25 protein-coding genes, 1 tRNA gene and 1 pseudogene are annotated in these 25,345 nt (G+C 38.8%); 1 reads left to right on the forward strand and 26 read right to left on the reverse strand.

Annotated features, from left to right (window positions below):
* Positions 1-281: 281 nt before the first annotated feature.
* The 5 genes and pseudogenes from RV00_RS16915 to RV00_RS14820 form a co-directional block, all read right to left on the reverse strand.
* Positions 282-1,721, reverse strand: a pseudogene (locus tag RV00_RS16915) (BppU family phage baseplate upper protein); the annotation flags it as partial.
* Positions 1,722-1,739: 18 nt separating this feature from the next.
* Positions 1,740-2,600: a hypothetical protein gene (locus tag RV00_RS14805; protein WP_071863332.1), complete on the reverse strand. Its 861-nt coding sequence runs from the start codon at positions 2,598-2,600 to the stop codon at positions 1,740-1,742.
* A gap of 15 nt (positions 2,601-2,615) precedes the next feature.
* Positions 2,616-3,689: a hypothetical protein gene (locus tag RV00_RS14810; protein ID WP_143141806.1), complete on the reverse strand. Its 1,074-nt coding sequence runs from the start codon at positions 3,687-3,689 to the stop codon at positions 2,616-2,618.
* Complete coding sequence (locus tag RV00_RS14815) at positions 3,662-4,546, reverse strand: phage distal tail protein domain-containing protein (protein WP_071863334.1); 885 nt, start codon at positions 4,544-4,546, stop codon at positions 3,662-3,664. The genes RV00_RS14810 and RV00_RS14815 overlap by 28 nt, the downstream gene beginning before the upstream one ends.
* A complete protein-coding gene (locus RV00_RS14820) occupies positions 4,546-11,061 on the reverse strand; it encodes a tape measure protein (RefSeq protein ID WP_071863335.1) in 6,516 nt (2,171 codons plus the stop codon). Before RV00_RS14820 ends, RV00_RS14815 begins: the two co-directional genes overlap by 1 nt.
* Before the next feature lie 76 nt (positions 11,062-11,137).
* Here RV00_RS14820 and RV00_RS14825 point away from each other — a divergent pair, with 76 nt between their 5' ends.
* Positions 11,138-11,653 carry a hypothetical protein gene (locus RV00_RS14825; protein ID WP_071863336.1) on the forward strand — a complete coding sequence of 172 codons (516 nt, stop codon included), beginning with the start codon at positions 11,138-11,140 and terminating at the stop codon, positions 11,651-11,653.
* On the opposite strand, the gene RV00_RS14830 is transcribed toward RV00_RS14825, so the two are convergent.
* The 21 genes from RV00_RS14830 to RV00_RS14935 all read right to left on the reverse strand — a co-directional run bounded on the left by RV00_RS14830 (position 11,637) and on the right by RV00_RS14935 (position 25,259).
* Complete coding sequence (locus RV00_RS14830) at positions 11,637-11,981, reverse strand: hypothetical protein (protein ID WP_249024112.1); 345 nt, start codon at positions 11,979-11,981, stop codon at positions 11,637-11,639. The two genes, RV00_RS14825 and RV00_RS14830, sit on opposite strands and share 17 nt — an antisense overlap.
* Before the next feature lie 50 nt (positions 11,982-12,031).
* Entirely contained in the window at positions 12,032-12,604 is a 573-nt protein-coding gene (locus RV00_RS14835; RefSeq protein ID WP_071863337.1) for a hypothetical protein, read from the reverse strand.
* A 71-nt stretch (positions 12,605-12,675) separates the two neighbouring features.
* Positions 12,676-12,888: a hypothetical protein gene (locus RV00_RS14840; RefSeq protein WP_071863338.1), complete on the reverse strand. Its 213-nt coding sequence runs from the start codon at positions 12,886-12,888 to the stop codon at positions 12,676-12,678.
* A 60-nt stretch (positions 12,889-12,948) separates the two neighbouring features.
* Positions 12,949-13,761: a hypothetical protein gene (locus tag RV00_RS14845; RefSeq protein ID WP_071863339.1), complete on the reverse strand. Its 813-nt coding sequence runs from the start codon at positions 13,759-13,761 to the stop codon at positions 12,949-12,951.
* Complete coding sequence (locus RV00_RS14850) at positions 13,761-14,003, reverse strand: hypothetical protein (RefSeq protein ID WP_071863340.1); 243 nt, start codon at positions 14,001-14,003, stop codon at positions 13,761-13,763. The genes RV00_RS14845 and RV00_RS14850 overlap by 1 nt, the downstream gene beginning before the upstream one ends.
* A 12-nt stretch (positions 14,004-14,015) precedes the next feature.
* Positions 14,016-14,369 (reverse strand): hypothetical protein, encoded by a 354-nt coding sequence (locus tag RV00_RS14855; RefSeq protein ID WP_071863341.1) that lies wholly within the window; start codon positions 14,367-14,369, stop codon positions 14,016-14,018.
* 11 nt (positions 14,370-14,380) lie between these two features.
* Positions 14,381-14,809, reverse strand: coding sequence for a hypothetical protein (locus RV00_RS14860; RefSeq protein ID WP_071863342.1), 429 nt, complete (start codon positions 14,807-14,809; stop codon positions 14,381-14,383).
* A 2-nt stretch (positions 14,810-14,811) separates the two neighbouring features.
* A complete protein-coding gene (locus RV00_RS14865) occupies positions 14,812-15,171 on the reverse strand; it encodes a hypothetical protein (RefSeq protein WP_071863343.1) in 360 nt (119 codons plus the stop codon).
* Positions 15,161-15,568 (reverse strand): head-tail connector protein, encoded by a 408-nt coding sequence (locus tag RV00_RS14870; protein WP_071863344.1) that lies wholly within the window; start codon positions 15,566-15,568, stop codon positions 15,161-15,163. Before RV00_RS14870 ends, RV00_RS14865 begins: the two co-directional genes overlap by 11 nt.
* Before the next feature lie 9 nt (positions 15,569-15,577).
* Positions 15,578-15,964 (reverse strand): hypothetical protein, encoded by a 387-nt coding sequence (locus RV00_RS14875; RefSeq protein WP_071863345.1) that lies wholly within the window; start codon positions 15,962-15,964, stop codon positions 15,578-15,580.
* A gap of 16 nt (positions 15,965-15,980) precedes the next feature.
* The gene (locus tag RV00_RS14880; RefSeq protein WP_071863346.1) at positions 15,981-16,937 is read right to left on the reverse strand and encodes a phage major capsid protein; all 957 of its coding nucleotides are present in this window, start codon (positions 16,935-16,937) and stop codon (positions 15,981-15,983) included.
* Positions 16,938-16,952: 15 nt separating this feature from the next.
* Entirely contained in the window at positions 16,953-18,044 is a 1,092-nt protein-coding gene (locus tag RV00_RS14885; protein ID WP_071863347.1) for an XkdF-like putative serine protease domain-containing protein, read from the reverse strand.
* A 24-nt stretch (positions 18,045-18,068) separates the two neighbouring features.
* Positions 18,069-18,260, reverse strand: a complete 192-nt coding sequence (locus RV00_RS14890; protein ID WP_071863348.1) for a hypothetical protein — start codon at positions 18,258-18,260, stop codon at positions 18,069-18,071.
* 418 nt (positions 18,261-18,678) lie between these two features.
* Positions 18,679-18,918 (reverse strand): hypothetical protein, encoded by a 240-nt coding sequence (locus RV00_RS14900; RefSeq protein WP_071863350.1) that lies wholly within the window; start codon positions 18,916-18,918, stop codon positions 18,679-18,681.
* Positions 18,919-18,922: 4 nt separating this feature from the next.
* On the reverse strand, positions 18,923-20,158 hold the full coding sequence (locus RV00_RS14905) for a structural protein (RefSeq protein WP_071863351.1): 1,236 nt from the start codon (positions 20,156-20,158) through the stop codon (positions 18,923-18,925).
* Positions 20,151-21,932: a phage portal protein gene (locus tag RV00_RS14910; RefSeq protein ID WP_071863352.1), complete on the reverse strand. Its 1,782-nt coding sequence runs from the start codon at positions 21,930-21,932 to the stop codon at positions 20,151-20,153. Before RV00_RS14910 ends, RV00_RS14905 begins: the two co-directional genes overlap by 8 nt.
* 11 nt (positions 21,933-21,943) lie before the next feature.
* Entirely contained in the window at positions 21,944-23,245 is a 1,302-nt protein-coding gene (locus RV00_RS14915) for a PBSX family phage terminase large subunit (protein ID WP_071863353.1), read from the reverse strand.
* Positions 23,208-23,735 carry a terminase small subunit gene (locus tag RV00_RS14920; protein WP_084133315.1) on the reverse strand — a complete coding sequence of 176 codons (528 nt, stop codon included), beginning with the start codon at positions 23,733-23,735 and terminating at the stop codon, positions 23,208-23,210. Before RV00_RS14920 ends, RV00_RS14915 begins: the two co-directional genes overlap by 38 nt.
* Positions 23,736-23,862: 127 nt before the next feature.
* A complete protein-coding gene (locus tag RV00_RS14925) occupies positions 23,863-24,321 on the reverse strand; it encodes a hypothetical protein (protein ID WP_071863354.1) in 459 nt (152 codons plus the stop codon).
* Positions 24,322-24,413: 92 nt separating this feature from the next.
* Positions 24,414-24,487 (reverse strand) — tRNA-Ile (locus RV00_RS14930).
* A gap of 340 nt (positions 24,488-24,827) precedes the next feature.
* Positions 24,828-25,259, reverse strand: a complete 432-nt coding sequence (locus RV00_RS14935) for an ArpU family phage packaging/lysis transcriptional regulator (RefSeq protein ID WP_249024113.1) — start codon at positions 25,257-25,259, stop codon at positions 24,828-24,830.
* Between the last annotated feature and the right edge of the window lie 86 nt (positions 25,260-25,345).

The following is a 25,345-nucleotide window of genomic DNA, read 5'->3' on the forward strand; positions in this document are numbered from 1 at the left end:
CAATGTGCCAGCCGCGTCATCTACACGTGACCAAATTAGGACTATTTTATCGATTTTCCCAGCAGCACCTAGCGTAAATTTATCGGAAGCATTAAAATATCCGCCGATGCCAGCATCGTCATAGATTACGGATCGTGTGATTCCAGAAACAGGAACACTATCGATCATGATTCCATCTTTAAAATTCTTGATACCGCCAATAGTCTGATTACCGGCAATAGTAACTGTTTTTTTATCGATTTGCTGCGCGGTCCGAAGTGGTGTCATCGTTTTAGTCGTANAATCCCCCCAACCGTCTGATTTCCAGCGATTGTAACGGCTCTTTTATCAATTTGTTGGGCGGTTCCGAGCGGCGTCATCGATTTCTTGTTATCAGTTCCAGCTTCCGCCTCAGCTTGAGTAGCTAAATTTTGTGCATGATTGGCCGCGATCATTTCCTCGATGATTGTCCGACCGTTGACTTCTAGTTCTACGATCAAGCGAATATCTTTAACCTCAACAAAAGCTGGGGTTATTCCGTCAGAGATTGCGCCAGGATCATTGTTATTATTTTTTTTTGATACAACAAAAAATATCATACTACCAGTATGATATTGATAATATCTGTTCGCATATTCGGACATATCACTAGACATATTTTTGAAACTTGTTGATGTGTTTACAAATATATCGCCCGCCGCTTCGACGACACCATATCGAGTTTTAGAGTAGCATCGTGTGTAACTCCCTAAAATTCCAGTGCTACTTCTGATACCGCCACCACGAGCATCGACAGTCAAATAGAGCGAAGATAGTAATTCATGCATTTTTTCAAACTTTTCAGCATTAGTCGTTAAACCCTCGAAAATATACGGATATTTCCGCTCAAGTGTCTCAATCACAGAAAAATCAAACTCGATCTCAGCGCCGCGTTCACTCGCAAGTGTTTCAGATCTGACGAATTTTTCGGGATTATTTAAATCATCATAATCAGCTTGAGAAAATGGTTCTTGCACGCCGTTGCTATCACGACTAGCAGTGCCCTCATTTCCATCAACAATCAGCTCCTTTTTAAGTATCGCTGACTCAGTGCCACCTATTTGATCGACCACGTTAGCTGAACTTTCTTGCTTTGCTACTTCAAGATCGTTTATAGTTGCTAACTCATTGTCCTCTATGGATTGAAGAATTTCAGTTTGAGTATTTCGGATAGCGGTGGAATCCTTTTTTAGCTCGCCTATTTCGTTGTCCAACTCATTACTTTTTTTATCAAGGAATTGATATTCTCCTTCTTTCTCACGAATAAATTCATCAAAGTCTTCATCTAATTCATCAATCAAACCATCAAGTTTTGAAACGTATATTTTTGCTTGCTCTTTTGAAATATCTGCATTCTTTAAAACCTCAATGGAGATTTCTTCGGAGGATTTCCGATTTCCATTCTCATCATAAACTCGAATAAAGGCCCTCTGATAATTTCCCACAACTGAAACATCTTCACTTTTAAACTGGTAAATATATTTTCTAAAAACATTATTGTATTGATTAGCTTTACCTTCAACATAGTCACCATTTTTATTGTTACCTTCAAATTTTACTACCAAATTCTGTAGATTTTCTATCGGTTCACGATTATTAGATATAGAAATTAATATTTTTTCCCCTATATCTCCTTGTCGAAGCGTTAAACGATTGTTAAACGATTTGATTGATTTATTTAAGTCAACGTTTATCTCAATCAAATAGAAGCCTCCTCTCTTTTATACTTCATGCCATCTGCCTTTTAACACCACCGCTTTTCTTATCCTAAGTCTCTTGGATTCAACATTGTTTACATTGTAAATATCTCCAATCATAGATAACGTGCTATCTCCATTAGTTCTGAAATGGAAAATTTTTCCAGTCATCACCGCAACATTATTGCTATACCGACTTATCAATGGAATATGATTGACGGAATTACCCAAAATTTGAGATTTATGAATTGAAACATACTGTGTCATGTTCCATTCGTAATTAGCATCTTTCTGGGGATAACCAAATGTAAGACGTATCTCTTCGATATCATTTAGTTTTCCTATTTGCCAAATATCTCCACCGGTCCAATAGCCTCCTTCATCCTCTTTCGCATCATATAGTGTTAAGGTACGATAAGGATCATTATTAAACGATTCAGTATACTTAGTTAATGTTGTTGTAGTATCTGTCGATTTATAGGAATATAGTGGAAAAGTGAACTGTTGATCATCATTTGAGGGACTACTCCAGATTAAATCAGAGCGAACTTCTAGTTTTACTTGATTTTGTTCAACTGTATAGTTTGGTTCCCACCAATTTCCGTGTGGGATATTTTCTTTTGTCATATCAAGGCTGATAGTAACGTATCCTGTTGTATTGGCCGGTACCACCATTTCTTCAATCGAATCGTTTTGAATGTTTCTTCCAAAACAAATTAGCCATCCAGTGTCAATAAACACTTTCAAACCCTGCGAAGTTGCAGCAAATTCATTGCCGTATCCAGGAACGACGTAACTATTCTTTCCACCCAACGCGTGATAGATTTTTGCATCCGATCCAGCGGTATTCATCATATGTTCAAATGTGAATGGTTTTATTGCCAATTTTATCCCCTCTTTCTACTCGTCTATATACTCAGTCAATCTTGATCGAATATTTCCAAATTTCAACTCAATCAGATCTTCTTCGAACCGAAAATATGTTAATACTGATTCGAACGTTTGATTTTCAATCGTTAAATTTGCTAAGAGACCTAAATAAATATTTTCTGTGCTGAGAACTGTAGATATCTTTCTAACCTTAAAACTTATTTCATGAGAATAGGCATTCCCTGAGAGCTCACTTTTAGCAACATTTTCATACGTCGGTTTATCTTCTTGCTCGGTGTCATAAATAAACACTTTCGTTCTAGTAGGGATTTCAATACTCCGATGGTTGTTATTAGTTGTCAACTCATTATTATTTGTCAAAAAATAAGTAGCAAGAATCATTGGATTCTCACTACTTGTAGTATTTTTATTGACGATTAATAATTTATTTTCATTGTCTGTGTTGGCTGTTCTTACACTGACATCCCAGTCTGAAAAATCTGAAATGTTATCTTTAATTTTTAATCGAGATTCTATTCTCACGAGTTCTGTAACTAAGTTCCCTTCTCGATCTATTTCTACGAAACGCCAAATTATATTATATTTTTTGAATGCGTTAAAATAATACTTCATAAGATTTGTTACTGTCGGTGGATCTGAAGGCTGATAAAGATGTTCCGTATTTGTTCTTACATTGATTAATAGATGCGGAATGCCTTTTGTAGGATCATTGATCAAATTATTGATTACAAGCGTTTTGAAATGTTCCTCAAATGATTTACCGCTTACTCTAGTTGCAGCGAAGTCAAAATCAATCAGAGAGAATATCTGGCAAGCACCGAATTCTTTATTCTCTATGCTTTGAATGATACCAAAATAGGCAAATCTACCTGTGATAAATTCCTTGACCAAGACAAAATCTCCAATCAAAGCAGGGAGTTCTTGTTTCCCAACTTTAAAATTCGATTGTGCATTCGAAATCGCATCGTACTCAATTTCACAATCAGAACTATTTAAGAATAACGGAACACTGTACTTTCCTTTATTCCTTTTGAAAAAAGAAAGATGATATAGCATTAAACCACCAGCCTTTCTTCTCTCCAAGTCATTTTGAAATCTGCTGCTCCAACATGACAAACCAGTTCCGATTCTCCGATTGGTAAATGAATAAAATTAGTTTTTTTGTGATCTTGATATTGATAGACGCTCTGTTCGAAACCGTCCGTTCCAATCCTCGATACCTTAATTTCATCTTGAAAACTGCTGACAATAAGTTTTTCTCCTGCATTAAGTGTTAAATTGTAGCCATCGTCTGCGACCTTCCTTCCATCATGCCATAGTTCCCAATATGGATTAATACAAGCACCTTCGACGACAATTTGAGTTGGACTTAACATTTCCTCGCTTTCTGCTAAGTAAACTGATTCATTATTCAATTTAAGAATATTGTATCTACCTGTTAAATCAGGACCATATATGAATGGATATCCATAAGTCGGCACTTTCCCTCCGTAGGTAGTAAATGTCTTAGACACCTTTTGAGCGCTTTTCAAACAATACCAGGGTGAGGTGCAATCAAATGATACAGGTTCCTTTATTCGTCCCGCAAAATTAATCTCTGTCTTTTTTAGTTCTTTCAGTTTTATTTTTCTGATAAAGTGGCCTGCATCAGTAACATAGTGAAGTTGAATAGGTGGATGATTTAAAAACAGAATAAAATCAGAAAACACTTGATACGTCTTTTGATCTCTATATGTTCCGTACATAATATCTATATTGAATTCATTCATATTCACCGAACTAGACTTTGATCTATAGTTTCCGTTTAGTCCATCATAATCATTATCAAAAGAAACCCCTAATCCCTCAGGTTCAAGGGCTAGGAGTCCAGTCTCATTATTAAGGCCTAATGTTTCGCCGTTTCCATTTGTAAGATGAAATTGTCGAAGAAATTTGACCATTAGTATTTCCTCCTCACAATCTCTTTTGCTACAGTCGACGCTACTTTTTTACCGACTTTTTCTTTATCCATGTAAATGTCAGAATCCTGATCCCGAATCTCAGCAAGTAATTGGTTATTTACTGACAATAGCCGAATAACTTCTTGTAGATCGATATTCGCTGATCCAGTGAAGTTACTGCGAATGCTTTGAGTATCCATACCGATTAAATCAGCAAGGTTCAGCGTCATATTTGATGCCATGTTACTCAATCCGACTGTTGCTGAATCAAGGATATTCGAACCATTGTTAACCATGTAGGAGATAGCTTGTCCAATTAGTTCCATCGCTCGCGCCGGTTTAGTGACAGGAAGAACCACTTCTGGTTTTCCTTTCTCTCCAGCTCGGTATAAGCCGTCCTGAGTGATCCAGCCACCGTTTTCGTAGCCGACGCCACGATAAGCCGCTAACAATGAACCATATCTTGAAACGGCATAACGAATAGATGCAAGCATATTAGAAAGCGGATCAACGATATTTTTATCATAGCCCGGTCTAGCATAGGCCTTGAAGGTTGACCAAATAGTCTGTAACAACCCTCTTGAAGGATCGCCGCGCTGAGCATTGATATCCCAATTATTGATCGCATTTGGATTTCCTCCGGATTCCGTCTGAATCTGACGAAGCATTGCATTCAAGTTGGCTGCTGAATACTGACCTTCCATTTTCAAGGCCTTAATCGCTAATGATCGCCATTGTTCGACACCAGCAGATGGATTGTAACCAACAGCACTGGAACTTGAACCACTGCCTCCACCAGTGAAGATATCTCCACCGCCCATAGAACCGTTCAAATGAATGTGATCGAAATGATCGTTATCCGGCCATGTAACCCACTGCCCACTAGATCCGGTTCCACTGAGGCCCATTCTGTCGCGGACTTTGCCGTTCGTGATAACATAAGCTATTTGTTTAGCGAACTTTTCAAACGCCCAGTTTGCTGCTTCGGTATATTTCGCCGAACCAACAACGCCCGGATATGCTAAATCGAGCGCTTGATGTTTCCCATGATAATACGGGTCACCGGCGCGATAGCCAGAAGTGATTGTCAAACCTGGAAATTTACTCATCATCTTCTGAGCAATATCCACTAAATACTTGTAAACATTATTTGCCCCCATTGCGCCGTCAAATGTTCCGTGTGTGAAGAATTTTTCCAGTTCTCCTTGAATCATTTTGTTGGCAGCATTGGTCATCAGTTTCACACCTGATTTAGTCATGTCCAACCACGGTTCATTTATGCCGCTGTAGTTCACTTTACTATTTAAAAATTTCAGAACTGCATTTTCATCGTCAAGAAAATCTACTATATCGAATTCGCCAACCCCGTCAGCATATCGTGGAATCATACTTCCTAATGTTTGTTGACTTTTCAATACACGCTCAGTCATTGTTGCATTTAGTACTTTAGCTCCCTTTTGCAACCACACGAGGGCGTTACGTCCCTTAGCCATGAAAGTAGAACCGTCAGGATTTTGTACTATTTCTTGATACTTATTACCCTCCTGATCATTGATCAGTGCTGGCCCGTCTTGTGGATGCCCGCCAGTTCCTTTGGCATACTGCGGAACTGTCCATGCCCCTAATTTCTTACTCGACTCAACCTCTTTTAGTACATAGTTGACGCCACCAATAACGCCGTTGACACCTTTTCCAATTCCACCTACCATTTTATTAGCGACGCCGTTCATTGTCGTTTGCAGCGAACCACCCATCGAATTGATGCCATCAATTAATGACTGCATCAAAAAACGCCCGGCGCTATTAAAGCCGCCCGACTTCGATCTGAGACTATTGATTGCATCATTTCCGAGTTGGTTCACTCGATTAATGAATGTCTGATAAAGTGAGTTCCAACCATTCAATATGTTTTGTAGCCATTCTCGCCCGGTTTGATACATTGCACTATAGAAACTTCGCAATAAATTCAATACTTGATTACAGAAGTTCGTCAAAGTTGTAATGAATGTTGAAACTAAGCTACTCCATCCATTTAACTTATTTTGCATCCAAGCTCTACCCATTTGATAATTTGGATTATTCTGATTAGTAACTAATGTTGTATATTGGACAATGAAAGTTTGAACAGCAGTCATCATTGTCGGTACTACATTGTTCCATCCGTTCATGAAGTTAGTCAGCCAATCTGATCCTTGAAGAATCATCGAAGGACTAATCGAACTAAACTGACCTAAAATGCCATTAGCAGCAGATAGTGCTGTTTGAAGTAATTGAGGCGTTGAATCTGCCATACCCTGATTGCCGGCTTGTGAAGTTTGTTGAGCAGTTGCTTGCATTTGAGAAGCGTCCGGCATCCCATAACTTTCTGTTACAATCACGTTGCTTGAAAGATTTGCTGGTTGTGCTTTTTGGACCGCTTGAGTCATCATATCAGTCATTGACGACACTGCTGATTCGATTGCTGGCGAACCTTTTTCAATCCCAACTGCAACACCTTCAGGGACCCACTTAGCAATACCGATCATAACTCGTGAAGGTGATTTGATTTTCAGTTTGTCTTTGAACCATTTACCAACATTATCCGCAACATCTGTTACAGACTTTTTGATTGAGCTTGCCGCATTCGTTATTCCTTTTCCAATTCCTGAAATAATATCCTTACCGATTTTCCCCCAATCAATATCACCGAATGCTTTAAAAATAGCACCAATTACTTGTGGCAACATCTTGATCAGGACCCCAATTGTATTGAGAATTCCTTTCCCAAGTGCCAATAAAAGTTGTACACCAGCAGCGATAATTTTAGGTAGATTTTGGATCAAGACAGCTGCAATTGAGATAATCAATTTGATTGCCGTTTCAATTAATTTCGGGAGTATGCTCAGAATCCCTTGGATTAAAGCTCCAAGAATCTTGATTCCGGCATCTATTAATTGTGGCAAACTCTGTATTAATACCATAACTAACGCCATTATTATTTTAATAGCTGCTTCAATTAAGTTTGGTAATACTGCCATTATTCCGCTGATTAAAGCCAATAAGATCTTCACGCCGGCATCGATAATGATTGGTAGATATTGGACTATAAGCGTCATAATCATTTCGATAACTAATACGATCGCTGCTACTAAATTTGGCAGCATTTGAATAATTCCCGTAATTATTGAAGTAAGAATCGTAATTCCAGATTCAATTAATTGCGGAAGAACGGAGATAAGCGTTTCGATGATTGTTGAGATAAGCGTCATTGCGACTGTTAACGCTACTTGAACTAGTGGTCCAATCGTTTGAATGATCCCTTGGACAATCTGAGTTAAAATATTGACTCCCACTTCAAGCATTTTAGGCAAAACTTCTGTAAACGATTCGACTAGATTTAGTAGTATCTCTGACACTTTTTCTAGTAGAGAAGGTACAGTCATACCCATACCATCAGCGAATTTAGAGATCAAATTACTCCCTGCAATGATCAATCCTGGAATTCCACCAACGATAACCGCAATAATTTTCGGTAGTAATTGTTGAAAAATATTTAATAAGGGTCCAAAGTCACCATCAAACGCTTTGTTAATCACTTCTTTGAACTGTTCGAATTTCTCTTTTGCTTCATCGACAAAGTTACGAATGCCTTCGCCTAATCGATAAATCACTTCTAACTGTTCATCGCTGAAGGAATCTCCTAAAAGGTTTTTGAGCCCTTCAAAACTTGTGATATTTCCAGAGACAACAAGCCCCAATCCATTAAATGCTCGTTTGATTAGTTGAACAATTTCGTAGAACTTCTCAAAACGTTTAATCGTTTCGGGACTGAACATACTGGTATTCATCGCATCTGAAAAATCATGAATGCCCATGTCCCCTGTCAAAACTTCTTTAACGACCTTAAATCCGTTCTTCAATCTTTCAAGACCTTCATGCATAACAGTAATGCGTTCCATCAATGCATTAACAGTATTTTGTGGCAAGAATTCGGATAAAGCTAGTTTTAAATCTTCATATTGTTTACGATCTCCACCATTTAGGATCTGATCAAAACTAGATTTGATTATTGTCGCTGCTGTTTGAACTTTTTCTGTTGCAGACTTTTTAAGTCCATCGAACGCTTTGCTAAGGACTGTCAATCTATCTACGATCTCGTAAGCAGTTTCTTGTGGGAACAGTTGACTCAGGGTTTGTTTTAGTTCTTCGGTTCTCCTACGATCGCCACTTTTAAAGATCATCTCAAAACTACCTTTGATGGCGCTAGCCGCTGCACTTGCTTTCTCACTCGTTACTTCTTTGAACTTGGCAAAAGCCTTATTCATCGCTGTTAACCGATCAATAATTTCATTTGCGGTTTGTTGTGGAAGAATCCGGTTGAGATTTTGTCTAAGTAATTCAATCTTATTCCTATTACCACCATTAAATATCAGGCTAAAGGAATCTTTTACCGCACTACCCGCAATAACAAATGTTTCTCCGAGTTTTTTTACCAAATTAATTAATGGAGCAACAAGACTTCTGAATTTCTCTGATCTCTTGTAAAGGTCAGTAAGCGCTATTGCTAATCCAATGGCTGCAGCCGCTATGATGATGAACGGGTTCGTTGCCGAAACAACAGAGAAAAAAGCTAATACTAAGGTTTTTAGTCTAATGACTAAACTTGCGATTATAATCAGTGATCCGTATGAAGCTAACGCTGAAAAAATACCCTTAAAAATTGAAATAAGTGGATTGGCAGATTTCCCGATTTCCTCTAATGATTTAGCTATCGAAGCCAGTATAGATTGTACTTTCTCAGAACCAATCGTATTGTCTCTAAAAGCCTTCATTGAAGCCGTAGCTGATCCTAACGCGTTAACAGCGACCTTTTTGAAAGGTTCCAGTCCTTTTGTAATCGTCGTAGTGATAGCAGTTCTAAAGTTCGCCATTGAACCAGAAAGCGTATCTCCTGCAGTCTTAGCAAGTCCAGCCATTTTAGCAGTTGATCCAGCGACTCCCTCTGTTCCTTCTTCAATTCCTTTTCTAAGTTGTTCTATCGCATCGCCAGCAGATAAAGTTCCGTCGGATACAGCTTCTTTCATATCCGTTACTGATTTCTGACTAGCATTTGCGAGGATTTGCCACGCTGGAATACCTGCATCAACTAAACGGTTGATATCGTCGGCGTATACGACACCAGCTGATTGCATTCCTGCAATTGCGCTCGTAATCTGATCAATGGATTCAGCCCCATTGCCGACACCATATGCAGCATCTGCGATTGCTTGGAAAACTCCCTTTACTTTCGTTCCTTCCATGCCTGCTGCTACCATTTTTTTAGCACCCATAGCTACATCGTTCAGTGCGATTGGCGTGCCTTCAATGGCGGCAGCTAAATCATCCATGACTTTTTTAGCCATTCCAGCACTACCAGTAAGCACAGTCAATGATTTAGTAGCAGTATCAATTGTGTCAATACGATCAATAGCTTTTCCAATTGATTCACTCAAAACGCCAAATGCTTTGGATACGATCGCGATTGAGGCAATCGTAGATGCGATATCTTCTATGGATCTCTTGGCGGACTTCGCTGGCTCATCAACGCCTGATTTAATCTGATTTCGAATATTCGGAAAGATTGATTTTGCACGATCAAGAACCGATTTGAACCCATTTGACAAACTTGTTTTAATAGAATTTGCTGTTCCAGATGCATGTTGAGAGATTGATTTAACGCCATCTTTCACTGACTGCCAAACATTCGAAGCAGCTTTCGGAAGATTCCTAACGCCATTCATAAAGTTTGTTTTTATATTTGTAGCAACTTGCGCTGTTTTTGAAGGTAGTTGAGCTAGTCCATTTCCGATTTTTGATACAGCGTTCGCCGTAGTGTTAACAACTGAATTGAATCCAGTGACAAAGACATCTTTGGTCCTATTTAATACCTGAGTTGCCTTATTCGGAATCTGTTGTATCTGAGAAATAGCTTGATTTTTTGCTTGAGCGAAACCAGAACTGATAAAGCCAGTTACTGATTTCATGGCTTTATTCACTTTTCCCGGAATGTTTATTACCGCTTCCACTGGCTTTTCAATTAATTTTAATAATGAACTGCCTAGCGTTTGGAATCCATTTTTCAAATCAGAAAAACTCGATTTCAAATTGGAGACACTGTCCTTCATAGATATGAACAACGCTCGATTCATCGCTTTGCTATCTTTATTCATTTCAGAGTAAGATAATTTAGCATCGCTTTTCATCTGATCAAAGTTTTTCTTCGAATCTGCCGACAGCGAAGCATTGCCGCTTTTCATCTTTTGAGTCATCGTCTGAAATCCTGTAGTAACTGTTTTAGCGGATTGGCTACCCTTATCTCCTAAATCCTTCGCAGCTTCCACGGTTCCGCTGATCTTTCCAGCTAAGTCTGTAGCAGCTTCGCCTGTTCTCGTGAACCAGTTGAAAAACGTGGCAACTGCTTTCTCAGCAGGACCAGAGTCCGCGGATATTTCTACGTAAGCACCGCCTACCTTAGTCCCTTTAGTTCCTTCTGCCATTTACTCAACTCCCTTCTATATGTATTTTTTATTGGTATAATATTTTTATTAAAGCTTGATTGAAAGAAGGTAAAAAATGTTAACGTCATTAGATTTTTGGAATTTCATTATCGCCTTGCTAGCCTTAATCGCAGCAATTTATGCCATAGTTTATACTCATCTTCAAAATAGAATAGAGATTGATATCGTCGATGGTTACTACGGCCACAGGAAAAACGATCCCTTTTTTTTAGGTTTTACTGTTCAAAATCTCTCATCTGCAACGCTTCGACTCATTGATTTAAAATTGACCGATTTAAATAATCGCCCATTGAGCATCATTAAAGATTTTGAACCGACGCAAACATTTACGACGATTAATCATGGATATGGGCTCAATGAAACAAAAATACCTGATATCATCGGACAGTATTGGTATGCCGAGCCTTTTGAAAACTACGAAAACTTGCAACCGAATTCTGAGAGCCATTTCAGTTATTACGTGAATTCGATAACACCAAAAATTAAAGTTCACCTAACTATTTCTCACAATGGCATCTTACACAAACAAAGAAATATAGAATTACTTATTTCGCTTAAAAAAATGAATTAGGTATAGAAGACAAATTAATGTTAATGAATTTATTATCATTGTTGCTATTTGCATTCTTTTTGCTTCCTTTCCACCATTGGCTGGTATCGACCCCGTTGTTTTCTGCTGATTCCGTTAATTGGCCTTTCGCCTTTTCGATTGCTTCTTCATACGGTTTCATCAACATCGACTCATAGCCGCTTTGTCCGTTCATGTTTGATAAGAACAAACTTACGGAATCAATGATCGCTACTTGTATTTCATACTGACGAGATCTCCGCGAATCATACTCTTTTTTGCTTCCCCATTCGTATTTTCGTCTCAACCAGCTAAATGATTGATCTAACACATATCCTTCTGAGACAGAATAAAAATAGGAAACAAACTGAATCTGCTCGATTAAGCTTGCGGCGAAGGTTTCAATGGCACTACTGATCCTGTTTGAGGAGCTTCCTGTTGTACCGCTGCTTCTTGATTCTCCCTGTTCATTGTTCGGAATTTCGGACGAATCTTTTTTACTAATGCTGTTAATTTTTCAATTGGTGTGTTAGCTAAGAATTCAGCAATGATTAATGATGTATCAAAGAAATCCATTTCTTCTGTTTCTTCAGGTGTCTTGTCCAATAGAATCGCTAAAAGATTGGCAATTTTTTCATCTGGTACTTCTGATAGAAAGAAATCAACGCCTTCCTCTACTGTTGGATATTTCGTATCAAACAAAGGATTTCCGTTTTCATCTTTCTTCTGAGCGCTATTTTCATCTAGAGCCGGAGTCACTTTCGTGTGTTCTTGCCGCCAGTCAGTAAACTTGCTATAGATGATCATTCCATCGCCAGCTACAAACTTCACCAGCTGCAAGACTTTCTTATTCGTTAGCCGAGGAACCGGAATCTTACGTCCGTTGCTTAGTTCCACCATTTTCATTTCAGTTACTACACTATTGATTTGATTTACTGTTGTATTTTCAGTCATGATATTCTCCTTTTTTTAGGCAAAATAAAAAAGAGGACTCTCTTTTGCCCTCTTTTTTATTCTGATTATGCTTAATCAATTTTTACTCGTTTTTTTGACGGGATTAAATTATCGAAAAAGATTAGCTGTTGATTCCCATAATCTATTCCATTTGACTTCCGTATAATAGATTGAACAGCACATTTATACGGTACTTTTTCATTGTAAATTGAATTTACTTTAATATATTCAACATTTTTATTTATTGTACCGTCAAGCATTTCATAGAACGTATCTACATACATAATTCCACCTCTTTTCGGTATTAATATAAGATGGATTCATGATTTGTCAACATGCTTTTTTTATAATACTTGTTCGATTTCAATGAAGACATTTTCGTCTTCTGGTAAATCGTCTTGGGTAAATGAGGTGAACGACACCGGCAACGAAGCTTTTTCTTTTCCATGATTTGTTTCAACGTTGTCGCTGATCTTCACTTCATAATAATGGATCATTAAGAATGAATCATCCTCACGTTTCACGATCAGCGTTAAGCTGTATGAAGGTACTGAAGTTGGTGCGCCATATGAAATTGTTTTTGTTCCCAATTCTTCGACTGGTGTTAAAGTGTCCGTTGTAGCATATGTTGTTGCTACACCTTTTTTCAGAGTAATGATATCCCCGGATACTTGTGCAATCGCAATTGTTTCATCGCCAATCTTGGCAAACTTAGCTGCCGAAAAATCAGAACCCTTTCCAGCTTCTACTTTTACTTTTTTATTTCCTTTGTTCAATGATGCCGCTAGTGTTGCTGGCGCCCCAAGAACAGCTGCAGTTTCAGTAATATTTCCTCCGGCCCAGGCCAAAGAACGATTGTTAATGTCAGTTTCCATCAAAGTAGTTCCAATCGTGTTAGACCAGCCTGAAATTGTCGTGTCGATAGGCGTAACAGATTGATCGATTGTAACTTCTTCAGTTTCATTTCCACGAGAACGGTTAATTCCTTCAGTTGTACCCCCTAAGTCACGAAACCCCGGTTTCAATTCAAAGGTATCCATATCCATTACATCTGAAATTTTTGTAGGTCGAAAATCACTGTCCTCGCCAACAATCAGACGGCCTGCCCCACCTTGGATCGCATCTTTGTTAAATCGATAAAATTGATCTTTTGCCATTATTTAGTTTCCTCCTTTTTATCCACTGAATCATAGCTCCATGAAGAGCTAGCCATTTTTAGTTTTTTCACTTGATCCTCAGTTAGCTCAAGGATCTCTCCATGAATAATCTCTTTTGGTACTCCAACAAGGTTTACCTTTAATGTTGTACCCGTTCCAGAATTCGATTTAGCAACAACTTTTGTTTTTGCATCTTTAGTTGTAGTTGCATTTCCCTTTGCTTCTTGTTTTTTCTCTGCCAAAATATTTCCTCCTTAACTTTCAAAATAAATAACTTGCATGTAACACCAAGCTTCTTCTTTTCCAGAATCATCATCGTGAGTTGGAATTGGCGGCATTTGAAAATCGGCATCAAAGATGTTTACATCTGACACATCTGAAAAGTTCCGTTTCAAATAATTTCCAACTTCCGTACACTTTTCTAAGGCTTCTATATCGCTTTCTGAGCGAACTAAAAGCTGTATGGTGCTTTTCCCAATCGTCTTCACTAGAAGACAAGGAAGCGGTGTTTGTGCTTCGATTTTCCATGTTCTAAATGATTTGAAATCATCAAAAAAGGCAGCTTTCAGGAATTCCCGAATACTGCCTGAAGCATCAACATAATCCATCTAGCTGCCTCCTATCGTTGTTTAAGTACTTTCTTCATCGCCGCCATACCTGCAGTCAGCATACGATCCATTCCATTTTCTAATCCTCTGGCGTAGATATTGTAACTACCTTCAAGGAAAATGGCGTAATGAACGCCCGATCCGGTTCTTAACGTAGTTTTCGTTCCTGTTTCTTCCAACTCGTTAATAATTGGCCCTACATCTTGACCACGCGGTCCCAAATAATGCGTTTCGAACCCGATTGAGTTGATGTACGCTGCTGTATCAATATGGTGATCATCAGAAGTAACTTCTTTTGTTGCTTTCGCCCACTCGTTGGCCATGCCAGTCACCAATGCTTTTCTAGCTTCTTTCATCGTTTTAGAACTCCCAATCGATTCAGAATCTAAAGAAACAGAAACAAACGCATATTTTGCTTTTTGCTTGATTTTCTTTCGCATAATTATTCAGCACCTTTGAGGTAAACTTCATAATGGTGCAATGTTTTAGCGTCATATCGGGGCGTAATGGTATCCGCGACTAGTTTTGCAGTCGTCAGCAAATTCTTTCGATCATCTTTGATATGATCAACTGTCATTTGCGGATCAACTGCCGTTTCAGGTAAAAGAAATAGTTTCATCTCTAATACTTGTTCAGTGCCGGCGGTATCTTTTAGATAAACTTTTTTCGCGTTGTACCGGCATTTCACTGTTTTAGGATCATGATCTTCATAGATAGGCCGTCCCCAACTATCCTCGCCTACTTGAACTTTTCCTGGTAGAGTGATGTCACAAGTGTGAATCAACGTTTCTTCAAATAACACCGATCCTCACACTCCTTTTTCTTAAAAGGCCTGTGCCTTCTAAAAACATCAAGCAAGATGGAGCTGCACGGTTTCCTTGACGACTCGACGCACCACCACTGGCAGAATAACTATAGTCACCGATCGAATAACTCAAAGTGCTTTTTGGCGTTCCTGTAATATCTACCTCGATACCTTCGACCTGATAATACTCGATCTGAGCGCAACAAGCCTTTTTGATTAATTCTTGTACATTTTCCGAGAACTTATCCAAACCTATCTTAGGGATCTGATACTCAGTCAGTGCATCAATTAACTCCGTTGACCGCTTAGAAAAACGAGGAAACTTCTCGCTTTCAACCTCGGTTCCCTCGTACTCTTCTTTGTAATATTTTTCATTAACGTAAGGCTGAGCCATGCTACTCACCTACTTTTCTAAGGCTTTTTCAGCTTCAAATGCGGCTTCTTTGTTGCCTTCAAACGTTTCGCCATTCGAGAGTTCGTATTTTCCGCGGCTGATCATTTTGGGAAATCCTTCGTCGATATTATCCGCTTTAATCGATTCTTTTTCGGTTAGTTCTGCTTTCAACCGTTTGATCTCATCCAATAACGGCGCTGTTGCTTCATCAACAGCGACTTGAACAAAATCTTTGATCTGTCCTTCGTCTTCAGGAACGATTTCAATGAATCCATTCCCTAAATTGCTAACGATTTCTTTTGCTCGTTCTTCTTTTAGAGTAATCAAAACGCCCGCACTATAGATTTCATTCGTGCGAGTGTCCTGAAACATTTTGTTTACTTTGTAACGTGGCATTTGTCATCAACCTTTCTTAACCTGCTGGAAGAAATGTTTCTTCGTCTTCCGAACCAGAGCCATCAATGTAACCAATCATATTGTTTTCACGGATAACAAAGTCGATATCTTCTTTCATGAAATGATATGTCGCTTGTTTCGCAACAGATGCTGTATCCTGAGCAGCAGTTGTCAACGTAACATTTAAGCCCCAAACAGTAGCTAAGTTGCTGAACGGAGTAAATAGAATTACACCATTTTTCATGCTATCCACAACTTCTACTGGATACCCGGAGATCATCGTCACTTTTCCATCCGTGATTGTTGCATCGCCAAGATTCGTTTGACGGTTTTGGATTTCAGCAACGTAGTGAGCATTTGTAGACCGGGACATATGCCAAACGAATGTGCTGTTGATGTATTTATCTTGGAATTGCCCGATTACTTTTGTCAATGTTGTGATCTTAGGTAACTTTGTAAAGCTGTGTTTAACTGCAGCATTTGCTTTTGCTTGAACGATGAAACCATCATTTAATTTCAAGAATGCATCAGCATCTGCTTCGTCACCGTTAAAGGCTAGGTCCTGTGTGTCTGCTGCAAATTGTTGTTGCATTAAGCCCAACAATGCTTGTCGTACATCTTGCCCGCGTGTACGTGCCGTATAGAAGGTATTACTGTTTTCGATCCATGTGTCTAAGTACAATGCAGAAAGATTATATTTCACTTCGTTTTCTTCAGCAATATCCGTTCCAGTTGGCTCGGTCAAGGTTCCTTTATGCTCTTTTAGGGTACGACGTTTCACTCCTAATTTATCGATTGAGCCTGTACCAGAGTTAGCAAAATGAACATATAATTTTTGTAGTGTGGCACTAGATGCGACCGCGTCCATAACGAACGCACGAGCGTTATCTTCTCGTAAAGTTACGTTATTTCCAGCTTTTTGGATTGCTGTCATTTGTTTCAACAGCGTTTCGTTTGATAATACATTTACCATTTATTATTTCCTCCCTTATTCCGAAATTGGATAAACAGCATTTACGTAATCTGGAACAGCTGCTTTCTCAATTTCTGTTTGATAGTTTTGTTCGTGATTGTTGCTGATGCGTGCTTTTTCAAGTGCTTCGACCTTCTCGTTCAATGGAGCAACGGCTTCTTGAACTGCTTTAGTGATATCTTCAGCACTGAAAGCTTCTTTTTTCACTTTGCTCTTTTCTGCGGCGGCAGCAGCTTCTTCTTCTTTTTTCTTCTTTTCTTCATCAGTAAGATCGTCATCCTCGGTATTTTTTGCATCTTCTAGCTTTTGAAGACGCTCAGTAATAGGATTTAGTGCTTCACCTAACGCTTTTTTCAATTCTTCTTCTGTCATTTCGTGTTCTCCCTCCTGTTTTTTGGTACTAAAAAAGGACTTAACCGTTTCGATTAGCCCTTGTTTTGTTACTGATTTAGTTGTTTGGATCGTTCCTAACAGTGCAGATAATTCGGCCACTTCATCTTGGATTTCCGCAAGTTTCTCCGTGTCATCTGATGAGTAGTTGTCTAAAATCGACCACGAAGCAGATTGGAAGGCTTCGATGGCTGCATTCACATCTCGAAACGTTTTTCGACGGGTATAATTATCTTTCGTCTGTTTTTGAACTGTTTCTACCTCAGCAGTACCAGCTAATGAATAGCCAGTGAACTCGCCTTTTTGAATGCTTTCCCACACCTCATCGGTGGCTTTAGTAACAAGAACCCAAGTTCCTTTAGCAATCTTAGTTCCCCCAATGGTCATATCCACCGGCGAAACATAGCTTTCTACGACACCACCGGCTCCTGGTGAGAAATCATGCTGTTTGTCGATTTGTTGGTACTCTTCCATGAAGCTATGAGCGGCCTTTTCGATCGTCTCAGCGTCCATATAATCGCCATGAGCATCTTCTTCATCCGGACTGTAAACAATACCATAAACGAGCTTTTGCGGATCGTCAGCCTTAGTCACGAGCTTCACTACTGTTTCGAACGTTGGATCACCTTCTGACTTGGTTAGAAAGAATGATTTCTTATTTGCTGCTTTATCGACATAGGACACATGTGTAACTTTTACGTTCTCTAGTTTTCGCATTTTATCACCACCTTTCGATGTGAATTAATTAAATTCAATCATCTTTTTTTCGAGAAAAAAATCATAGATCATAAAATAAACTCCACCACCAGTTACTTCATTGGTTAGCTTACATTCTAAATACACTGGATCTAATTCATCCAAAAAATTCTTTAGCTCGCCCAATGTTTTAAATTCCTTGCTAGCAAATATTTGTTTTGCCTCTTCGATATTCACGAACCTACCTCCTATGTTCAAGGCCTTATCGACAGCTAACGAGATACTGGACCACCGTACCTTTCTGGCACTACCTGCCGATTGTCTTTGCAAGGTTGTTCATCTGGTGGTTTTCTCTCGTAATCTAATAGATTCAGATGAGTCTTATGAAACAATAACAATAAGCTTGTCAAAGTCATTGGTTGAAAGTTACTGCGGTTCTCTTGGTTTTCCATAACTAAACAACTCCTTATTTTTTTAGCTGCTTGACCATTTCTTTGAGAATGATCGCTGTAACGTAAATAGAAAATGCGCCTAGTGGAGTTAAAACTAAAACACCTAAAATAGTTTTGATCATGTACTCATTCCTTTCAAAAATTGGGCACAAAAATAGCGCCGACATCAATTTGACGTCAGCGCTATTTAATTTGTTGTTTGCTTAACCCCAAGCAACTATATCCTCTTGAGGAAATTCACCATTTTTTAGATACGAATTTAATCTAGACCATGCATGACTTGCGTATTTCTCCCTTTTGTCTTTGTCAGAAATACTTGAGAACGTGATTTCATTCGTACTAGGATTCACGATAGCTTCACCAGGCGAATTTCTTTCACCTTCCGGAAAATATTGATAAGTATACGACAATCCATCAAATCCAACTTGAATTAAGTCGAGCATGAAATCACTTCCCTTCCAATTTATCTTTGTATTCATCTAGTGCGTTTTCATAGTTCCAAGTCTCGTTTACTTTCTTATGAGCATCGCGGTATGACAAGCCTTTTTTGTTCATTAGTTTTGATTCCATCAGCTCATGCCTCAACATAATTATATCATGTTTTTGCACGTTTTTCCCTAAAAACAGGCGTTGCCATGACTCTGCCATGTCTATATCAGGGTCGAATCGTTTCTTTCCGCTGAGAAGATCATACTCATTGATGAACATATGCCTATACACTTTTTTAATATCGGATTTTCGCATGCCAGAATGTTTGGCGACTCGCCGAATATCTGATTTACGATTTCTAGCAGATTCATAGATCCTGTTCGCCAGCACTTCTTTTTCTTCAAATGTCCGTCTCTTCGCTCCCGACTCGTATCTATAATAGTAAATCGGATCCAGAAAACAATGACAATTGATAGTCTCGCTTATTGGTGCCTGTGGGTCTCTTGGATACCGGAGAAAGACACCATTAATATAGAATAACTCCCCTTTAGCAATAATAGTTCCGTCGGTAGCAACATGAGTTGGCCGTGGTTCTTTCACACCATCAGCATGCCGCCATTTAATGCCTATAACCTCATCGTCCAACATCATCGATTCAAACTGCGAACCAGAGTACATTCTCAATAGTTCCTGAATGGCTATCGTCCGAGCACGAGCATATCCAAAAATCCAAAGAGCAGCTAAAGAAAGACCTTTTTCCTTTTCTTCGTCATCTTTCTCATAGTGTTTTCCGACAACACGAACAACTGCGTCATCGGTTGTCCCTTGTAACAACTCTGGCAGCTCATTGAGCCAAGCGGATAATTCTTTGTATGACTCTGATTGCTTGTCTAGTTGACCTCCGCTTTCGTAAAACTCTTGGAAAGCTTCAAGCAAAAGAAGAAAGACTTCTTCCAGTTCAGGAATGAGTTGATCATTCAATTTAGAATTAAACGACCGGTTTTTGATAAACTTTCGAATCTGCTTTTCGGTCGGTTGTTTATTGCCAAAGTTTTTCAGCAATCCGTCAATAAGCTCTTGTAGTTCTTCAAAGTCGTCTTGCAAAGCGTCCTCGACTTTTGATTGAATTGAGTTAATTTGTTCTAAGAGTATATCAACAAACTGATATTCAGCCTGCTCTAATAGCTTTTTTAGTTCTTTGTCCTCTTCTTCTTTTATCAGAAAGGCAAGTTCAATCATTTGAGAATCAGTCATCTCTTGACCTCACCTCTTTGATCAAGCGCCTAACTGTTGCAGCAAGATCACTTGTTGAATTTTGGCCATACGCTTTCTGGATGCTCTCGTCTGCAATGACAAAGTTCGAATCCCCAAGAATCTGCTTTGCTTTCTCTTCGTCGAACGGGAAGGCGGCGGTAATCATTTCAAGAGCGCTACTTCGTGGTAATTTCCCACTAGCAACTGCTTGAACGATATTTACTAAAGAAGTAATTTGAGCGCCGTTCAGTGACACTTGTTGAACTGTCTGGCCTAGCTGATTGGTTTCACCCGGTTCAAGTTGAGCATTCTCAAAGTCGGCATTAGTTGATAGAGCGTTCGGAATCATACCTTGATCAGCCTGGACACTTCCGTTCGGATAATTATACTGTTCACCATCAAACGGTTCTAATGGTTTTGCCAATACTTTGCTCACAATATCCCGCAAATCGTTTGGCGCTACGGCGTTTGCTTGAATAGCTGGATCAAGTATCGCCTTGATGTCCTCCATGTTTACAATATTCGATGATTTAAAGAAGACCTCAACATATTTAAAATCGTATTCTCGAAATAGAGAATTGATTCTCCAACTATAGGATTCTCGTTGCGGTTGAAATACTTGTTCCTCAGTCAATTCTTTTGCAGTCTCGGCTGTCGCTCTCGTGTAGTCAGACGATCGAGCCACATAAATTGGCGGAAGCCTAAATGCGCCAAGGACAGCATCTATAACGTTCTTATCGTATTCTAGGAACAAGGCATCTTGTTGCAAGATATCTGATAGTTTCTCGAGTTTTATTGCTGGCTTATCTTTATTTTCATCGAAGAGCATATCATCAGTTGGTCCCATTTTCTCTGCTTCAATAACTAAAAACTTATGCTGCGATTCGCCTTCGGATCCAATCCCGTTTGCATAGTTTTGTAATGAAGCCTCAGAAGCTTCTGTTAATTGGGCGTTTTCTAAAAGGATTGCAAGTGGGATATGCCGTCCTTGGGTAAAGTAACGATAATTCAGTTCATCAGCTTTGCGATTTCCTAATATTTTAATTAAGGGACCAATCCACCTTGGAACGCCATAAGGCTCTTGAAAATCCCCAATTTTAAGATGCATTACTTCTGTTGCAGTTCCGTTTCCTTCGCTAGAAACGCTGCCATTTTTGTTCAACGGAGTAGGATCACCGTATGTTTTATACCATGTTCCATTTTCAATAGTAGAATCCATTGTTGCATCTTGAAAACAAAAATAGCGAACCTTTATTTCCTGTCCATCTTTACTTTGTACTCTATTTAATTTTGTGACTGAGATAAATTCTGGCTTTATGGAGTCGATCCCCACGACCTCGCCTTTCAAATTGCGAATTACTTCAAAATAACCATTGCCGCATTCTTCAACATGGCGGATCACTTCTTCAATAACTTCTTTGGCAGGTCGCTCAAAAGATAGTTCAGCAACTATTGATTCTAGCTGATTCCATTCAGTTTTCATTTCCTCTGTTTCATCCAGATCATCAACCTTATACCTAATTCCCATTCCAAATCCCACGACATTTGTTACATACGCCTCTATGCATTGATTCAAGATGTCCGAAATATCCGGAATAGACCGCAACATTGTTACGTCGTAAGGAGGGGATAATAAGGACAAGTCTCTTATTTCTTTGGCTCCGCCCTTAGAGTTGTATTTTAAAGTTCTTTCCTTTGCAATATGCACATCTTTTACTTGGAACTTTTCCGGCACCGTTCCATTTCTCCCGCCGCTAATTACTTTTGATGTCACTGTACCACCTCCTAAAATGCCGTTTTTCTTGTTCTACGTTTCGGTTTCTCTTTGCCATTCCGGTTTTTTCTTCTCTCAATTTCGATACAATATCTAAGCATCGCCATTGCATCATCAAAAAACGGCACCGGGTCATCGGTAAAGGTATTTGTTTTCTCATCACGACGCCACTTCCATTGCTGGATCTCCTTGAGTGTCCATTTACAACTTGGATGGATATGTATTCTCGTTTGCTTCAAGTAATCGATCTGTGCAGCGACGCTGTTAGGTTCCTTTTTAACAGGAAAAGCATGATACCCCGCCTTTTTCCACATTTTAATTCGATCCGGCTCAGCAGAATCGCACCACATAACGAGCTTCTTGTTGAATCTTTTTTCATTAGCAATTTGAATAAGTTCGCTAGTGTCTTTTTCGTATTCGTAGATTTCGCGACACAAAAAAAGCTCACCATCTTTAAAACCAACCTCACCAATCGCATTGGCGTGATTAAATCCAAAGTCTTGAGCGTTTACCATATAATCGAATCTCTCAGGATCCGTATTAAATTGTTCTACTACATAATTGGTTAGAATCAGACCGCCAGTTTCTCCCCACTCTCCTAAACCATAGACTCTAAAACCATCCGGATCTCTTTCTTTCCGCATCATCATCCGCCGATGGTAGGCTTCATCAATGAAACGATTTTGTAGATATGTTGATTGATGAGTGAAAATATCTGGATGCTTTACATCAAAGTATTTTGCCTTGATCCAATGTGTTGCGGATACAGGATTGAAAGTGAAGGTCATCTGATAGTAAAGAAATTGGTTAAATGATAGCTCTCCACGCAGACGGTCATCTAGAATATCAACGTCTGCTTCATATAATTCAGTAGCTTCCTCTACCCAAATCCAGGTAAGCTTCCCACGATCAAAAGTGATTGATTTGACCTTTTCTCTCTGACTATCATCTTTCATACCTCTGAAAATGACCTTATTACCGGTGATTTTATTTTCTAACTCTAAAGGACTGTTACGAATAATCCAATAACGATGGTAATTTGCCCCATAAATCTTGTAAATCGCTGCTTTCAGTTCCGCGAAAGTGGAGTCTTTATTGGATTCAGCAACCTTTCTAACACACAAAAGGTTTGCTCCAATAAAGTTTGGATCTCCAAGCTTTATGATATAATCCTGTGCTGTATTCACTGACTTACCCGAACCGGCAGAGCCTTTGGCTAATCGATATCTCTTCTTAGTTTGATTATAATCACGAAAGTTCTCATTAAACTGAACATTAACTATCATCTGGCGTTTCGCTGCCGCCATCGCCATAGTCCACCACCACTTTCAAATCCATGTTGCCATCGATATCGAATTTATCGGTCCACATCTTATGATATTTACCAATTAAATCAGCCGCACGAACAACATCGCTATTTTTTGTTCTCGTTTGAACAACTTCAGCTGATTCCTCGTAAGCGAATTTATCATAATAATCGCCTTCAGCCGACTCTAATCTCACAGTACTAGGATTTTTAGTAATCACCACCTGATCTTCCGATTCTTGACGGCGCATAATTCTAGTCAATGTTTCGAGGACCTCCGTCGCTTCTGCGATTTTTGATTTTTCAATGATATCCAACTGATAGTCTATATAAGCAATCACATTAACATTTCTTAACAGTCGGCTAGCAGCACTTGCAGCTGCCGCTTCTGATTTCACCTTGTATCCTGCTTCGAAATAGGCTTGAGTAGCATTCAAACCGTTAGCAAGGTAATTATCTGCAAATGATTTCATTTTTCCGTTAAGTTCTGGTTTCACTACTCTCGCCTCTTCCGTTTATTCCAAAATAAAAAAGAACGCCGAAGCGATCCTTAATGATTTGTACAGTTGAACTCTCATCCCTCTTTTGTCGATAGAGTTTCTAATCTGTATCTGTAATTAGTTTTCAACTTTCTAAATCTCTAACAATTATTTTTCTCGATTTGTGAATTCTTCCTTCACTATCCGTAACATATACTTTTATTTTTTTACTTATCAGTGATTTATAATCCCATCGTGAAAGAAAGACTTTGACGATAGGATCGTGAACAAAACTATACGGAAGCCCTCTATGTATTTCAAAATCTTCCGAATTTAAAATACCAGTTTCTATTTCTATTAACGATACTCTTTTCAATCTATGAATGTATCCGACATCAGAAATCACAAAATAATCCTGCGGGTTTCTATAAATACTTATTTGGTAGTATTTATCAAAATTAATATCTGTTGTCAATTGTACATAAAGCTTTTTTCTGGATTCTCTAAATGCAAGTACTAAAGAAATGACTACAGCTAATACTGTCCCAATCGCACTTAACATTTCCCAAACGTTACCAATATCTAATTGCAAATCAATATTCATTTTTTCGCCTCCTAAATACTATTATACAAATAACTTTAATTACATGTATTTAAATTAGTGCGATAGTTAAAGTTGTCGTATTTAGGAAACAATGGACCTTGTAGGACTCGAACCTACGACCGGACGGTTATGAGCCGTCTGCTCTACCCAACTGAGCTAAAGGTCCAAATAATTGACGGCACCTGAGATTTAGAAGAAATGGAGCTTTTCAACTCCATTCACTTTTTATTTTTTTGTTGTGCCGTCAATGTTTTTGATCGTCTTGCAAGCGATCGATTTTGAGAAAGAAGCTGTTCACCTCCTTCTTTTTTTTGAATAGATTATTGTGAGTAGTCTATCCAAATTTAAAGAGCTCTATCTATATCAACGACTAGTTCAGATGCATTTATGTGTAGTCTGTCTAAGACAGTAGTTTTTTTAATGGTGTTCGTCTGACTAGTCGTATCTATACTATTTCACAATACAATTTTATCGCGAATGGCTATCAAGTTACTCCCGACTTTCTATCACTTTTCTATCAGAAGTCTCCCATTTTCATAGGCTTCCGCGAATTTAATGAGCGCCTTATCTAATTCCCGATAGAAAGAGCTGGAGCTCAAATTATAATTCAAATAAATAGCCGTATCCGTCAGCTCTCGATTATCAAAATACTTATCATGGATCAATTGACGATCATATGCATTCAACTTATTCATCGCTTTACAGATTTTTTCGATGGTTTGTTCCGCCGTAACTTTTCGCACTACAGCATTCTCAGTAGCTCTGCTTACTGATCCGGTAAAGCTTTTCAATTCAAAACTATAGGTTGCGGTGACTTTTGGCATGTACTCATCACCTGCTATCCTGACCATCGTTCGATAGCAGGCTAACAATTCTCTCACTTGTTTTTTGGTTTCATCTTTATTGATATCTGGAAACAGTACCATCAATTTTGTCACCTAACCTTCCCCTATGCTATAATGTCATTAACTAGATAACACGTAACATAGGGGCATCGGGCGAAAGCTTGGTGCTTTTTTTATTG

It is taken from the genome of Enterococcus devriesei (genome assembly GCF_001885905.1).
GTDB classification, from domain to species: Bacteria; Bacillota; Bacilli; order Lactobacillales; family Enterococcaceae; genus Enterococcus_A; species Enterococcus_A devriesei.

Excerpts from the sequence above, each read along its gene's own strand:
- RV00_RS14815 (WP_071863334.1), bottom strand. The coding sequence starts at position 4,546 with ATGGTCAAATTTCTTCGACAATTTCATCTTACAAATGGAAACGGCGAA.
- RV00_RS14820 (WP_071863335.1), bottom strand. The coding sequence starts at position 11,061 with ATGGCAGAAGGAACTAAAGGGACTAAGGTAGGCGGTGCTTACGTAGAA.
- RV00_RS14825 (WP_071863336.1), top strand. The coding sequence starts at position 11,138 with ATGTTAACGTCATTAGATTTTTGGAATTTCATTATCGCCTTGCTAGCC.
- RV00_RS14835 (WP_071863337.1), bottom strand. The coding sequence starts at position 12,604 with ATGACTGAAAATACAACAGTAAATCAAATCAATAGTGTAGTAACTGAA.
- RV00_RS14840 (WP_071863338.1), bottom strand. The coding sequence starts at position 12,888 with ATGTATGTAGATACGTTCTATGAAATGCTTGACGGTACAATAAATAAA.
- RV00_RS14845 (WP_071863339.1), bottom strand. The coding sequence starts at position 13,761 with ATGGCAAAAGATCAATTTTATCGATTTAACAAAGATGCGATCCAAGGT.
- RV00_RS14855 (WP_071863341.1), bottom strand. The coding sequence starts at position 14,369 with ATGGATTATGTTGATGCTTCAGGCAGTATTCGGGAATTCCTGAAAGCT.
- RV00_RS14860 (WP_071863342.1), bottom strand. The coding sequence starts at position 14,809 with ATGCGAAAGAAAATCAAGCAAAAAGCAAAATATGCGTTTGTTTCTGTT.
- RV00_RS14870 (WP_071863344.1), bottom strand. The coding sequence starts at position 15,568 with ATGGCTCAGCCTTACGTTAATGAAAAATATTACAAAGAAGAGTACGAG.
- RV00_RS14875 (WP_071863345.1), bottom strand. The coding sequence starts at position 15,964 with ATGCCACGTTACAAAGTAAACAAAATGTTTCAGGACACTCGCACGAAT.
- RV00_RS14880 (WP_071863346.1), bottom strand. The coding sequence starts at position 16,937 with ATGGTAAATGTATTATCAAACGAAACGCTGTTGAAACAAATGACAGCA.
- RV00_RS14885 (WP_071863347.1), bottom strand. The coding sequence starts at position 18,044 with ATGCGAAAACTAGAGAACGTAAAAGTTACACATGTGTCCTATGTCGAT.
- RV00_RS14900 (WP_071863350.1), bottom strand. The coding sequence starts at position 18,918 with ATGCTCGACTTAATTCAAGTTGGATTTGATGGATTGTCGTATACTTAT.
- RV00_RS14905 (WP_071863351.1), bottom strand. The coding sequence starts at position 20,158 with ATGACTGATTCTCAAATGATTGAACTTGCCTTTCTGATAAAAGAAGAA.
- RV00_RS14915 (WP_071863353.1), bottom strand. The coding sequence starts at position 23,245 with ATGGCGATGGCGGCAGCGAAACGCCAGATGATAGTTAATGTTCAGTTT.
- RV00_RS14925 (WP_071863354.1), bottom strand. The coding sequence starts at position 24,321 with ATGAATATTGATTTGCAATTAGATATTGGTAACGTTTGGGAAATGTTA.